11 protein-coding genes and 1 tRNA gene are annotated in these 13,834 nt (G+C 60.1%); 11 read left to right on the top strand and 1 reads right to left on the bottom strand.

The window, feature by feature from the left end; genetic code table 11:
* The 6 genes from M3436_04775 to M3436_04750 all read left to right on the top strand — a co-directional run.
* Nucleotides 1-2,865, top strand: a 2,865-nt coding sequence (locus M3436_04775) for a nitrate reductase subunit alpha (protein MDQ3563470.1), incomplete at its 5' end; no start/stop codon positions are given.
* A gap of 1 nt (nt 2,866) precedes the next feature.
* On the top strand, nt 2,867-4,465 hold the full coding sequence (gene narH, locus M3436_04770; protein MDQ3563469.1) for a nitrate reductase subunit beta: 1,599 nt from the start codon (nt 2,867-2,869) through the stop codon (nt 4,463-4,465).
* On the top strand, nt 4,465-5,040 hold the full coding sequence (gene narJ, locus M3436_04765) for a nitrate reductase molybdenum cofactor assembly chaperone (protein MDQ3563468.1): 576 nt from the start codon (nt 4,465-4,467) through the stop codon (nt 5,038-5,040). The genes narH and narJ overlap by 1 nt, the downstream gene beginning before the upstream one ends.
* Before the next feature lie 21 nt (nt 5,041-5,061).
* On the top strand, nt 5,062-5,760 hold the full coding sequence (gene narI, locus M3436_04760) for a respiratory nitrate reductase subunit gamma (GenBank protein MDQ3563467.1): 699 nt from the start codon (nt 5,062-5,064) through the stop codon (nt 5,758-5,760).
* A gap of 11 nt (nt 5,761-5,771) precedes the next feature.
* A complete protein-coding gene (locus tag M3436_04755; GenBank protein MDQ3563466.1) occupies nt 5,772-6,302 on the top strand; it encodes a hemerythrin domain-containing protein in 531 nt (176 codons plus the stop codon).
* A 760-nt stretch (nt 6,303-7,062) separates the two neighbouring features.
* On the top strand, nt 7,063-9,036 hold the full coding sequence (locus M3436_04750; protein MDQ3563465.1) for a DUF2298 domain-containing protein: 1,974 nt from the start codon (nt 7,063-7,065) through the stop codon (nt 9,034-9,036).
* A 48-nt stretch (nt 9,037-9,084) separates the two neighbouring features.
* On the opposite strand, the gene M3436_04745 is transcribed toward M3436_04750, so the two are convergent.
* On the bottom strand, nt 9,085-10,101 hold the full coding sequence (locus M3436_04745; GenBank protein ID MDQ3563464.1) for a glycosyltransferase family 2 protein: 1,017 nt from the start codon (nt 10,099-10,101) through the stop codon (nt 9,085-9,087).
* Between the two features lie 286 nt (nt 10,102-10,387).
* Here M3436_04745 and M3436_04740 point away from each other — a divergent pair, with 286 nt between their 5' ends.
* From M3436_04740 to M3436_04720, 5 genes are all read left to right on the top strand, one after another.
* Entirely contained in the window at nt 10,388-10,762 is a 375-nt protein-coding gene (locus M3436_04740) for a metal-binding protein SmbP (GenBank protein ID MDQ3563463.1), read from the top strand.
* A gap of 57 nt (nt 10,763-10,819) precedes the next feature.
* Nucleotides 10,820-11,830, top strand: a complete 1,011-nt coding sequence (gene hemH, locus M3436_04735) for a ferrochelatase (GenBank protein ID MDQ3563462.1) — start codon at nt 10,820-10,822, stop codon at nt 11,828-11,830.
* Between the two features lie 170 nt (nt 11,831-12,000).
* Entirely contained in the window at nt 12,001-12,195 is a 195-nt protein-coding gene (locus M3436_04730) for a hypothetical protein (protein ID MDQ3563461.1), read from the top strand.
* Nucleotides 12,196-12,457: 262 nt separating this feature from the next.
* Nucleotides 12,458-12,550, top strand: a tRNA-Ser gene (locus M3436_04725).
* A gap of 287 nt (nt 12,551-12,837) precedes the next feature.
* Nucleotides 12,838-13,530: a TorF family putative porin gene (locus tag M3436_04720; GenBank protein ID MDQ3563460.1), complete on the top strand. Its 693-nt coding sequence runs from the start codon at nt 12,838-12,840 to the stop codon at nt 13,528-13,530.
* The last annotated feature ends 304 nt before the right edge of the window (nt 13,531-13,834 follow it).

Below are 13,834 nucleotides of genomic sequence, written 5' to 3'. Positions count from 1 at the left end.
TACGCCCGCGCCTACACCGATCTGCCGATGCTGGTCCGGCTTAGGACCCATGGCGAGGGCTACACCTTCGGCCGGCTGCTGCGCGCTTCGGACTTCGACGGCAGTCTCGGCGAAGCCAACAACCCCGAGTGGAAGTGTGTGGTATGCGATGAGGAGACCGGCAACTACACCGTGCCGAACGGCTCCATCGGTTTCCGCTGGGGCGAGGAAGGCCGCTGGAACCTCAAGCTCAAGAACGGTGACACCGGCCCGGGCACTCGCCCGCGCCTGAGCTTCAGCGGCGGCGCGGACGAAGTGGTCCCGGTCGCCTTTCCGCGCTTCGAGCAGGGGTCGCATCCCCTCCTTTATCGCCGCGTGCCGGTCCGCAGGCTCCGGCTCCAGGATAAAGAGGTGCTCGCCGCCACGGTCTTCGATCTCCAGCTCGCCCAGTACGGCGTGGATCAGGGCCTCGGCGGCGCGCACGTGGCCGCGAGCTACGACGACACCCACATACCGTACACGCCCGCCTGGGCTGAAGGGATCACGGGCGTCAAACGCGCCGACATCATCCGCACCGCGCGCGAGTTCGCCGACAACGCCGCCAAGACACTCGGGAAGTCCATGGTGATCCTCGGGGCCGGGATCAACCACTGGTACCACGCCGACATGACCTACCGCTCCATCATGAACCTCCTGCACCTCTGCGGGTGCGTCGGGCAGAGCGGCGGGGGCTGGGCCCATTACGTGGGCCAGGAGAAGCTGCGCCCGCAAGCCGGCTGGGCCCCCATCGCCTTCGCGCTCGACTGGCACCGGCCGGCGCGCCAGATGAACGGCACCAGCTTCTGGTACTTCCACACCGATCAATGGCGCTACGAGCGGCTCGCGGCCGACGGGCTCCTGGCGGCTACCGCCAAGGGTAAGTACCGCGGCTCTACGCTCGCCGACTACAACGTGGTCTCCCAGCGGCTCGGCTGGCTGCCCTCCGCGCCCCACTTCAACTGCAACCCGCTCACGATTTGCGCCGAAGCCGAGTCGGCGGGCGCGCAGAACGAACAGGAGATCGTCGATCATCTCGTTGCCTGCCTCAAGAGCGGCGAGATCCGCTTCGCCGCCGAGGACATCGATGCCCCGGAGAATTTCCCCCGCAACCTCTTCGTCTGGCGCGCCAACCTCATCGGCTCCAGCGCCAAGGGCCATGAGTATTTCCTGAAGCACCTCCTCGGCGCCCAGAACGGGGTGATGCAGGAGGTAGCCGAGGAAGCCAAGGGCAAAGAGATCAAATGGCGTAGCGAGACGCCCATCGGCAAGCTCGATCTCCTGGTCGATATCAACTTCCGGCTCAACTCCACCGGGGCCTACTCGGACATCGTGCTCCCGACCGCCACCTGGTATGAGAAGAACGATCTCAACACCACCGATATGCACCCCTTTATCCATCCCCTGACGGAGGCGGTGAATCCGGGTTGGGAGTCGCGCTCCGACTGGCGGATCTTCAGGGCCATTGCCAAGGCATTTTCCGGGCTCGCGGCCAATCATCTGGGCAAGCGCAAGGACTTCGTCTCCATCCCGCTCATGCACGACTCCCCCGCGGAGCTCGGGCAGCCGCTCGGGGTGCGCGACTGGAAGCGGGGCGAGTGCGAGCCCGTTCCCGGCAAGACGCTGCCGATCTTCAAGGTCGTCGAGCGCGACTTCGGGGCGACCTACAAGAAGTTCTGCGCGCTCGGGCCCCTCATGGTCTCCCAAGGCAACGCGGTGAAGGGATTGTCCTGGAACACCGAAGAAGAGTATGAGCGCCTCAAGGTCCAGAACGGCGCCATCGCCGAGCCGGGAATCACGCAAGGCATGCCATCCCTCCAGGACGACATCCACGTCTGCGATGCGATCCTGATGCTCGCGCCCGAGACCAATGGCGAGGTCGCCCACAAGGGTTGGCAGGCCCTGGGCAAGAAGACCGGTACGGACCATACGCATCTCTCGAGCGCCCGCCGCGAGGACAAGATGAGCTTCAAGGATCTGGTGGTACAGCCGCGCAAGATCATCACCGCCCCGACCTGGAGCGGGGTGGAATCGGAGAAGGTCAGCTACAACGCGGGCTACACCAATATCCACGAGCGTATCCCTTTCCGCACCCTGACCGGCCGGGCACACTTCTACCAGGACCACGAGTGGATGCTGGATTTCGGCGAGGGCTTTTGCACCTTCCGTCCGCCGGCCGATCTCAGGGCCACCGAGGGCATCACCCATCGGGTCAACGGCAAGCCCCACTTGGTGCTCAACTGGATCACGCCTCATAGCAAGTGGGGGATCCACTCGACCTTCAACGACAACCTGCGGATGCTGACCTTGTTCCGCGGCGGCCCTGTGGTGTGGGTCTCGGAGGCGGACGCAAAATCCATCGGACTTAAGGACAACGACTGGGTCGAGGCCTTGAACGTCAACGGGGCCACGGTGGCGCGCGCGGTGCTGAGCCAGCGGATCCCGCAAGGCATGGCCATGATGTACCACGCCCAGGAGAAGATTGTGAACGTGCCGGGCTCGAACACCACCGGCAAGCGCGGAGGCATACTTAACAGCGTCACGCGCGTCGTCGTCAAGCCCACCCACATGATCGGCGGCTACGCGCAGTTGAGCTACGGCTTCAACTACTACGGTACCGTCGGCTCGCAGCGGGATGAATACGTGGTGCTGCACAAGATCGAGGACGCCGCTATCGACTGGCTGGAGCGGCCGCTTACCTCGGCGCGCGAAGCACAGCTGAACCCGCCCGGGATCGGGGAGATGGAGGCGCCGCAGCCCCTGCCGCTCGCGGCACGCGAGCGGGTCGAGGTGAGAAAAGCCATGACTGGGGTTATGGCCTCCGGAACTCTAGCAGAGGAGATCGCTTGAAATGAAAGTCCGCGCCAATTTCGCCATGGTCATGAACCTGGACAAGTGCATCGGATGCCACACCTGTTCGGTGACCTGCAAGAACGTCTGGACCAACCGCAAGGGCATGGAGTACGCGTGGTTCAACAACGTCGAATCCAAACCCGGCATCGGTTACCCGAAGAACTGGGAGGACCAGGCCAAGTGGAACGGCGGCTGGGTGGTAAAGGGCGGCCAGCTCGAGCTCAAGGCCGGCGGCCGCGGCAAACGGCTCATGAATCTCTTCATGAATCCCGATCTGCCGGAGATCGACGACTACTACGAGCCCTTCACCTACGACTATGCCCATCTGCAGACGAGCCCGCTCGCCGAGGCCGCGCCCACCGCCCGGCCGCGCTCGCAGATCGACGGCCGCCCGCTGGAGAAGATCGAGTGGGGCCCGAACTGGGAGGATGATCTCGCGGGCGAGTTCGAGAATCGGGCCCAGGATCGGAACTTCGAAGGCATCGAGAAAGATATCTACGCCGAGTTCGAGCACTCCTTCCTGATGTATTTGCCACGGATCTGCAACCACTGCCTCAACCCCTCCTGCGTGGCCGCCTGCCCCTCGGGCTCCATGTACAAGCGCGAGGAAGACGGCATCGTGCTGGTCGATCAGAACAAATGCCGAAGCTGGCGCATGTGCATCTCGAGCTGTCCCTACAAAAAGGTGTTCTACAACTGGGAGTCCGGCAAGGCCGAGAAATGCACCGCCTGTTACCCGCGCTGGGAGTCGGGGCTGCCGACCGTGTGCTCCGAGTCCTGCGTGGGACGCATCCGCTTCAACGGCATCATCCTCTACGACGCCGATCGCATCAGTGAGGCGGCCGCGGTTGAGAACGAGCAAGACCTGTACGAGGCGCAGATGGGGATGTTTCTCGATCCCAATGATCCGGCGGTGGTGGCGCAGGCTAAACTGGACGGCATCCCGGATTCCTGGATCGAGGCGGCGCAGAAATCACCCATCTACAAGCTGGTCATCGAATGGCAGGTCGCCTTCCCGATCCATCCCGAGTTCCGCACCCTGCCCATGGTCTGGTACATCCCGCCGCTCTCCCCGGTGCAGGCGGGCATCGACCAGGGCGCGATCCCCACCGATCCCGAGCACGTGATCCCCAAGGTCGAGATGTTGCGGATGCCGATCAAATACCTCGCGAACCTGCTCACCGCCGGGGATGTAGCCCCGATCGTGCGCGGATTGAAACGCATGATCGCCATGCGCCAGTACTACCGATCGGTAGAGATAGAAGGCAAACCGGACCTCAGGGTCCTCGAAGAAGTGGGTCTCACCGAGGCGCAGGTGCAGGAGATGTACCGCTACATGGCGCTTTCCAAGTACGAAGACCGTTACGTCATCCCGACCAGCCACGACGAGCTGCGCCACGAGGACTCCCATGCCTTCCAGGGGCACATGGGCTACACCTTCGGCAACGACAGTTGCAGCGTCGCCGGGCACGACGGCTTCTCGCTGTTTCCGGAGAAGCGCAAGCAGAGCGTCGAGGTCAAGGTCATGCAGTTCATCCCCAGGGCCAAGCCAGCCGCCCCGCGGACAGGCCTGACCGAGAAGACCGGGATCGAGTGATGCGGATCTACAAGCTACTCTCCGTGCTTCTGGAGTATCCGCACGCGGAGCTTCGGGAACACCTGGCGGAGAGCGCGCAGATGATCGCTACCTTGGAGCACGCCACGCCCGAGGACCAGCAGGCATTATTGGATTTTATCGCCTGGGCGCAGGCTCTGCCGTTCACCGAGCTTCAGGAGCACTACGTCAAGATCTTCGATCTCACACCCGACAACGCGCTGTATCTGACCCATCATCTCTTCGAGGAGCAAGACCGGGCCCGCGGCCCGGCGCTCGTCAAGCTCAGCGAATACTTCCAGGCTCAGGGTTTCGCCATCGAGCACGGCGAGCTCCCCGACTATCTGCCGCTCCTGCTCGAATACGTCTCGACCTTGCCGGACGAACAAAACGCTCGGCAGTTCTTGCACCAAGCGGTCGAGGTGGCGGCGTTACTCGCGCGGAACCTAGAGAACATGGAAAGTCCTTATGCCCTGTTGCTACGCATCGTCGAGCGGCAGGGCCAACTTGCGGAAGCGGTGGCCCATGAAGCGCCTCGCGGAGATCGAGATCAAGCGCAGACAGCGGTGAATCAATAGCAACTGCGGTATTTTCAGCTCATGTATCTACACCAATTCCTCTACGGCGTTTACCCCTACATCGCGTTGAGCGTCTTTTTCCTGGGCAGCCTCATCCGCTTCGACCGCGAGCAATACACCTGGAAGGCCGATTCCAGCCAGTTGCTGGCGCGTGAGCAGTTACGCTTGGGCAGCAACCTCTTCCACATCGGCATTCTGGCACTCTTTGCCGGCCACTTCGTGGGGCTCCTGATCCCCCGTTCGGTCTGGTTGGCGCTCGGCATCTCGGACCTCGCGCACCAGTCCCTGGCCATCGGCGCCGGGGCGCTGTTCGGGCTCCTCTGCATGTTCGGCGGGGTGATCCTGTGGCGGCGGCGCATGTTCAACCCGAGAGTGCGCGCCACCTCGCGCTTCATGGACATCTTCATCCTCGATTGGCTGCTGGTGACCCTCGGCCTGGGTCTCGCGACCATTCCTTGGTCACTCCACAATGCGTTCAACGCCGATGCCACGGCAATGGTATTGCTGGCCGAATGGGCCCAGGGCGTCATTACCTTCCGGCCCGATCCGGTGCTGCTCTCCGGCGTGAGCCTCATCTACAAGGTGCATCTTTTCTTCGGCATGACGGTCTTCTTGCTCTTCCCCTTCACCCGGCTGGTCCACGCCTGGAGCATCCCCTTGACCTATCTTTTCCGGCCCTATCAGATCGTCCGCACCAAGTTTGTCCGCTACCACCGCTGAGGCTAAGATCAGTGTCTTCCACGGGTGTTGCCTCGGTTGCGTTTATCGACCCGGCCACGGACTTCGCCGATGGCTTGCAGGTGCTCTACGCCTACCATGAGAGTTTTATTCTCCAGGGACAGCGGCTGCTCGCAATGGCCGAGGCTATTAGCCAACAGGGTGTTGGTGAAGAGACGGCGGCCGAGGCCGTCCGACTCGCCGCCTACTACGAGGGGACGACGCGCCTACACCACCAGGACGAAGAGCGGGCCTTGTTCCCGTTCATCGTCAACAAGTCATTTTTGACCGACGGCATGATCGAGCGTCTGGCGCTGGACCACGAGGAGATCGACGAGCACTGGGCAAAGCTCAACGAGGTCTTGCGCGCCCCCGAACAAATCGCCGATCCCGCGCGCTTTTTAGATCTCACGGCGCGCTTCGAAAAACATCTGAAGACACATATCGAGCGCGAGAACCTGGATTTCTTCCCGCTCCTGGTGAAAATGCTCTCGCCCGATCAGCTTGCCGGAATAGGCCAGCGGATGGCCCGCCTGCGGCATTAAGCTTCAAACCCCTATATCAGTTCGGGGTATTGCTCGAAGCCGCCACCCCTAAGGGCGGCGGCTTCGACCCTGTTCCGGTGGGACCGCCCGCGCCGGATCCCTGCCCCAAAGTCACCGCTCGTTACCGTATGGGTAGCTCACTCCGTGGGCGTCGGTGTCGGCGTATCTGGCGTCGGCGTAACGGGTGTCGGCGTCACCGTAGGTGTCGGCGCCGGCGTCGGAGTCGGCGTTGGAGTCGGCGTAGGCGTCGGCGTAACCGTAGGCGTGGGTGTCGGTTTCGAGTCATCGGGTGGTTGAGATGACTCGCATGCCGCCAGTGATAAAGCTAGAAAACCGCCCATTAACAAGATCGAGATGATGCTGTTCTTGTGGTGCATTCTTAACCTCCGGCAAAGTGTTGTTGTTGTGATCCGTCCCTACTCCCTGCGATCTCGCAATCCCTTGAAAGGATGCGTTCCTTGTTTTTGGTCCTTTCAGCCTTAAAGACAGGAAGAGCCTAAAAAACCCGACGGATTGGCGTGTGCCGTTGCACACTGACGCCCCTATCCAAGTGTTCCCACTGCACTCGCCATCGGGGAGTGGGGCTGCTCGAACGCCACAAGACTATCATACCCGGGCGAGAGATGTTGTGAAATATTTCACAAAAACTTAGTAAGCTACACCGGCGGCGCAATCCAGCTTCAAGAAGGTGAGTCCGGATCCATGAAGATCCCGGCCGAGCGTGCCCGATAACCGCTCCTTCCAAAACAATTCAATCGTTATGAATTACATATTCCAGATCATAACTATCGGTCTAATCTTGCTCAATCTCACGGGCTTGACTCTCGCCGCCAAGCGTTTAACCGAATCCTACGAGCTGGCCAAGATCGCTGGCCCGGTAGCACTGTGTCTGGGCATGTTTTTCATCGAACATATCGTGGGTTTGGGGAGCCTGTTTTGGATCTGGCCGCTAACCACGGCCGTTTCCGCCTATTTAGTCGTGACACGCCGCGCCGTGCTCTTCATCCACTGGAAGGTCGAGGCTGTATTTATTGTCGGCTTCACTTATGCCCTGCTCTGGCGTTATGCCTTCCCCGACATTGATCCGTCCTCCGAACGTTTGACGAATCTGCACTTTATCGCGAGCTATATGCCAGGGAGCACGCTGCCGCCGGTGGATACATGGCTCCCGCCGTACAAACTCGACTTTTATTATACCTTTCAGCATTACAGCGCTGCGCTCATGGGCCGACTGTTCGGCCTGGACGCCGGAACTACCTATAACGCCGCCTTCTGTGTGATGTACGCGCTAGCTATTACCGCAGGGGCCACCGCGATTAGCCGTTTTTGCATCGGCAACGGCTCGCGAGTCATAGCCATGGCCGCGCTCGCACTGGGCGGCAGCGGTGCTTGGCCGTTCGTGCACTTCATGATCGAGGAACCAAGTCTCTGGTCGAGCATGCGCTTTATTGGAGATGTAGCACAACCTGCCGAACGCTTGAGCGATTTTGGCAGATGGTTGGTAGAACTGGCGTACCCACCTCACGTCCCCTTGACACATCCACCGGAGAAGTTGCCGACGGAGACCTTCGGCTATCTGGTATCGTTGGGCGACTACCACGCCCCGTTGGGTGGATTCATGTTGTTGGCTCTGGCGCTGGCTTGCATCGCACTCCTGCACAAGAAGCCACACGACCGCTCAGCCCTGGCGGTCCTCGTCGCCACCGTCCCCCTCAGCATTATTACCAATACCTGGACCTTTCCGCTGCAAGCCGCGCTGGTGGGGACGTGGCTCATCTTTCAGCGCGCGACCCAGCGATCGTTGGACTGGTTCGTATTGATCGCCGCCGGCGGCGGGTCCGTCTTGCTCATCTATCCGCATTTGCGCGGCTTCGCAATCCAATCGTTGGACTTCAAAACCGGCATAAGCCTCGTACCAGCCCATGAGCACGCCCCATGGGCGATGCTTCTGGTGCTGCACTGGCCTTTGCTGGGCGTCCTGGCGCTCAGCGTTTTTCGGCGCAAGCAGAACCGCCTCACCTTATATTTCGCGCTTCTGTGGACCGGGCTGTTTTTATTTTCCGAATTTTTCCATGTCGACGACCTCTACGGAGGGGAATTCAATCGCTTCAATACGACCCTAAAATGGTGGCCGTGGATCCAGGCCGGCGCCTTGCTGACCCTGGGCGCCATGAATCTCTCCTCGCCCGGCCGCGTGTCCCGTTACGGTTCCGCCGTGGTCTTGCTCGCGACCGCGGGTTACGGCTATGACCTTGGCAACCACTGGTTCAATACGCCCAAGACGCATTTTGCCCGCCTTGACGGGGCCGCCTGGGTTACCGACGACCCGACACAGAAGATCATGCTCGATTTTCTCAAGAACACGCAACCGGGGATTGTCCTCGAACGCGCCGAGACAGGCGCCTACACCTATGCCCCCGCGATGGCCATTTTTTCGGGTCAACGCTCTCTGTTAGGCTGGGTGGATCACGAACGCATATGGCGGGGTTATCGTACCGATCTGGCCGCCACGTTTGAGCAAATCGGCAAGTTTTATACCGGCAAGCTGGCCAATAGCACTGCCTGGCTTTTGCACAATCAGGTGCGTTACGTGCTCTGGCTGAAGCGAGATAATATCGAGCCCTACAACGCCTTCGACGCCATCCATGCCCAGATCAAGGGCCAATATGATTGGAAGGAGTTTTCCGCCACCGGCCGGATCAGGGTCGGCATGTGGGTACGGCGTTCGTTCTGAAATCGTTGCGACGCGGCGCACGCCTTTTAGAACCCGTCTGCAATCAGATCACTCGACCCCGTGGCGTTGAGACTCTCCCAGGACACTTCGGCGTGCGGCGGGTGGAAGATAATCCTTGAAAAAGTACAGAGGTCGTCTTTTGGTTTCGTTAAACATGCGGCCGAGGTATTCACCGATCACACCTAGAAACGTGAGTTGAATACCGCCCAGGAACAACACGACCACCATTAACGACGGATAACCACGGACAGGATCGCCGAAAACCAGGGTTTTATAGACGACCACGAGGGCATAGATAAACGCGGCGGCAGCCGTAATCAATCCGAGGTAGGTTGCGATCTTCAACGGGGCCACCGTATCCGAGGTGATGCCTTCCAAGGCAAAATTCCACAAACGCCAGTAGTTCCACTTAGTCTTTCCGGCAAAGCGGGGGTCGCGGCGATATAGGACCTCTTTCTGCGGATAGCCGATCCAACTGTACAGCCCCTTCATGAAGCGGTGCTGCTCGCGAAATAGCCCGAGGGACTCCACAGCGCGCCGACTAAGCAAACGGAAATCGCCAGTATCTGCCGGGATCTTGACCCGGCTCAGCGCTTGGATCAGGCGATAAAACCCGAACGCAGTGAGCTTCTTCAACCAGCTTTCGCCCTCTCTGGCATTGCGCCTGCCGTAAACGACGTCGTAACCGTTCCGCCACTCGTTGACGAACTCGGGGATCACCTCCGGCGGGTCTTGCAGATCCGCGTCAATGATCACGACAGCCTCGCCGCGCGCATGTTCGAGGCCGGCGCTCATCGCAATCTCTTTTCCAAAATTCCGACTCAAATCCAAAATGGCCACGCGGGGATCATGGGCTCGAAATTCGTGCAGGACAGCCAGCGTGCCGTCCGTGCTGCCGTCGTTAACGTAGATGATTTCCGTCTGTTCGGAGAACCTATCGAGCATGACGGCTAGGCGCTGTTGAAAGCTTCTGACGACTTCTTGTTCGTTATAGACGGGGACTACCACCGACAACAATGGTGGCCTGCCGCCGCTATCCGTACCTTGTTCGCCGCTCGTCTGCATGGCAGTGCGCTTGAAAGGTCCAAAACATAGTTACCCGTGAAGTTCCATACCAAGACGATGCCCGTAGTCCCCATTTTCGGCACGTTGGTCACACGTTGGCCTAGGGTAACATAACGGCGCATAGAGCGAGATTCCACCTGCCCGTCCTCGCCAAGCTGCCCGTTGTACTCGGCTTGTTATGCGTTCTTACGCAGGGACTTGGCGTGATCGGAAGCGCCAAAAAGTGTTCTTGGACCTGGCTTTTGGATATACTGCAAACTCATTCAACCGAAACTGGGTAACCAACATGACGTATAAAAAGACACTCGCGGCACTGGTCGTAGGAACGTTAACCGTGTTTGGAGCAAGTGCTTATGCACAACAATCGGTGGCTCCGGAGTCTCCGCATGAGGCGGAGGCGGTCAAGCATGCCAAGAAGGCAGTAGCGGCCGGCAAGCAGGGCGACGCCGCTGGGCTCGTCGAGCATGCGGAGGAGGCGAAGAAGCATGCCATCATGGCCCAAAAGGATTTCAGCAGTTTTACACTGCAGAGTGCCGCCAACCACTTGGACGAAGCCATTACTCACGGCAAGCAGGGGGATGCAAAAGTCGCCACGACCCATGCGGAAGAAGCCGTGAAGGTGCTCGCGTCCGGCGCCCCGCAAGATCCCAACCAACCGTAACAGCAACGAAACCACGGTCCGCCCCCACTCGGGCGGGGCGGGCCGTGGTTGATCTCTATGGCGGAGGAGGACATCACTCTGGGCGTGCTGCTGATTAATCTAGGCACACCGGAGGCGCCGACGCCGCGGGCCGTGCGGCATTACCTGGGCGAGATGCTCTCCGATCCACGGGTGGTCGAGTTCCCGCGCCTGCTGTGGTGGCCGATCCTCCACGGCTTTATCTTACCCCTGCGGCCACGGCGGAGCGCGCCGGCCTATCGCAGCATATGGACCGATGAGGGATCACCGCTGCTCGTGGTAACAAAACGCCAGGCGATCGCGCTCGAGGCATCGTTACGTAGCGCACTCGGCCCCGGGGTCATGGTCAGCGCCGGGATGCGTTACGGCGGTCCGTCCATCAAGGCGGCACTCGATCGACTTCGCGCCCGCGGCATCAGGCGCCTACTCGTCTTACCGCTCTACCCGCAATATTCCTCGGTCACGATCGGATCGGCCTTCGATGCCGTGGCCGCAGTGCTAAAAACCTGGCGTTCGCTGCCCGAGCTGCGCGTCATTACCGGTTATCACGGCCATCAGCACTATATCGCAGCGCTCGCCGATAGCATCGCCTTAGCCTGGAGGTGCCGCGATCCGGGGCGCAAATTACTGTTTTCCTTTCATGGCCTGCCGCAAGACTACCATCGCAACGGGGATCCGTATTATTCCCAATGTCTAGAGACCGCGCGTCTCGTTGCGGACCGATTAGGTCTGGATTGCGACCGTTGGCTGGTCGCGTTTCAGTCGCGTTTCGGCCCGCGTGAATGGCTCCGTCCATACACCGATCACACCTTGCTGGAGTGGGCCAGGCAGGGGATCGATCACGTGGATGTGGTCTGCCCGGGGTTCGCCGCCGAGTGTCTGGAAACCCTGGAGGAGATCGACCTGCGTTATCGCAAGGCGTATCTGGACGCAGGCGGGCGCCAACTTCATTACATCCCGGCGCTAAACGATGGAGCCGGGCACATTATGATGCTCACTAGATTGGTGCAAACGCACATACAAGGCTGGCCTGAGCAGCGCAGATCATAGGTATCGCGGGACCGCTCCGTGCGGTGTTAACCCAGGTGTTTACGCCGACTCTGCCGGGCACGGCGACGTTCCCCGTAACACAATCGTCACATCGATGCAGCGTGCTCGCAATGTTTGGTATGCATAATGCGCGATATAAACCAATAATGGGATACTGCGAGAGCACTAACATGCAAGCGAAACCAGTCGAATACCGAAACCTCTGGCAACAACTCGTGCAAGAGATCGCTGACATTGAAGAGCTGATTACCGATGCCCGGAAACCCGAGGATACACAAGCGCTGTGGTCATTGCACTTATTGCAATCGAACTTGAAATTGAAGCGGCGCCAGCTAAAGCAACACTTCGTCGGCCAGCGTGCCTGACGGAGTGCGGTAAACGTAAGATCCTGTAAACGTCCGCTGGGCGGATCGTGGGCGATTCGCGCCATAAACCCGCCCGGCGGCATGGCTGGGACCGACGCATGTGCTGCCGCGCGACGGGCGCCGTGCCGGCTTCGGAATTCACGCCGCCAAATGTTGTGAGCCGAGTGTTCACAGCGTAATCTATATCACCAACGTAACGATAGTCGAACCGGGCCCATAGCCGTTGGCTGGTGTCCGGCGTATTCGTTGGTGTTATCTTTCCGGAGAGGTACCGAAGCGGTCACAACGGCACCGACTCGAAATCGGTTGGGGGCTTTGCCGCCCCACGAGGGTTCGAATCCCTCCCTCTCCGCCACATCAAGGGTTACGCGATCTCCGGCCGGAAGGGGTCTTTCCTTTTGGCGCCACGTACCTCATTAGCCTCAAGTCGGAGGAACCCGTTGCAAAAGGTAACAAAAGGGCGGACCCCAACTCTCCGTTGCTATTCTTTTGCTTTCCTGCTAGGCATTTGGGCCGCATCTCGTGATCTCGATATCATGGGGAGGGACTCTATGAAGGGGCTAGCCATAGTGCTTGCGTTACTGGTAACAATCGTGGCCGGTATTCGCGAAAGAGGATTCGGCGCACGGCGTAACCGGCAGCGTGGCCTTTACCACCGATTATCTCTTCCGAGGGATTTCGCGGACCGACAACGGTCCGGCGATCCAAGGTAACTTGCAGTACATCTATAGGCCCTGGGGCGTTTACCTCGGAGCCTGGGCTTCGAACGTGGATACGGTAACCTCGGACGGTGAGATCGAGATCGACTGGACCGGCGGCATCCGCGGTCAGTTCACGGACACGGGGATCGGTTGGGACCTCGGAGCCATCTACTACCACTTTCCCGGAGATGATCTCGATCCCGAAAAGGACTATGTAGAGGCCAAGCTCGGGCTGAGCTACAAACTTCAAGATATCCCGTTGGAGCCGGCGGCTTCAGTGACGGTTTATTACTCGCCCGATTTCTACTTTGAAACCGGCGATGCGGTTTACATCGACACCAGCTTGAGGCTTACCTTACCCTTTGGAATCGGTCTGGGCTTGCATATCGGCTATCAGAGTGTCGATGAGGTGGACATCGCCGATCTCGATGGCGATGCTAACGAGAGCTATGTCGATTGGCGCATCGGGCTCTCGAAAGAGATCTTGGGTTTAACGCTCGGCGTTAGCTATTGGGACGCCGGGGACGAGGAGTCCCTCTCTGCGGGGGCCCCGGATCACAGAATTGCCGGGCAGCATCGTCGGCACGATCTCCAAGCGATTCTGAGGGCACCTGAAACCGACCGAAGACGCTGATAATCTGCTCTAGCCCCCCGAAGCTCTCCTGACACGCGCTGCTCCCGCCCCCAGGTTTCCTGCCACCCGCGCCGCGGTTCCGCAGCGCCATCGGCCGCGTGCGGGTAATCAAGCGGGAGATCGAGCTTCCAAGGACCAAGGCAACCCGCCGGTCCGGTACCGTCTGCGCCTCGCGGGCCGCATTCGCGGCGTTAGACGCCGGCAAACTCGCTGGGGGCAGTATTTTCTAATTCAAAGATGAGTCTGAAAGAAGGTAGTAAAGCCTGGCCTCCTAGGGTGAAAGAGTACTGGCCTCCGGGGATAG

The sequence above is a fragment of the Pseudomonadota bacterium genome (assembly GCA_030859565.1).
Taxonomy (GTDB): domain Bacteria; phylum Pseudomonadota; class Gammaproteobacteria; order JACCXJ01; family JACCXJ01; genus USCg-Taylor.
Note: the sequence above shows the minus strand (reverse complement) of the source record. Positions and strands in the feature narration are given on the sequence as shown.

What these genes read in the sequence shown, in the direction of transcription:
- narH (MDQ3563469.1), top strand. Translation starts at nt 2,867, where the DNA reads ATGAAAGTCCGCGCCAATTTCGCCATGGTCATGAACCTGGACAAGTGC.
- narJ (MDQ3563468.1), top strand. Translation starts at nt 4,465, where the DNA reads ATGCGGATCTACAAGCTACTCTCCGTGCTTCTGGAGTATCCGCACGCG.
- narI (MDQ3563467.1), top strand. Translation starts at nt 5,062, where the DNA reads ATGTATCTACACCAATTCCTCTACGGCGTTTACCCCTACATCGCGTTG.
- M3436_04750 (MDQ3563465.1), top strand. Translation starts at nt 7,063, where the DNA reads ATGAATTACATATTCCAGATCATAACTATCGGTCTAATCTTGCTCAAT.
- M3436_04745 (MDQ3563464.1), bottom strand. Translation starts at nt 10,101, where the DNA reads ATGCAGACGAGCGGCGAACAAGGTACGGATAGCGGCGGCAGGCCACCA.
- M3436_04740 (MDQ3563463.1), top strand. Translation starts at nt 10,388, where the DNA reads ATGACGTATAAAAAGACACTCGCGGCACTGGTCGTAGGAACGTTAACC.
- hemH (MDQ3563462.1), top strand. Translation starts at nt 10,820, where the DNA reads ATGGCGGAGGAGGACATCACTCTGGGCGTGCTGCTGATTAATCTAGGC.
- M3436_04730 (MDQ3563461.1), top strand. Translation starts at nt 12,001, where the DNA reads ATGCAAGCGAAACCAGTCGAATACCGAAACCTCTGGCAACAACTCGTG.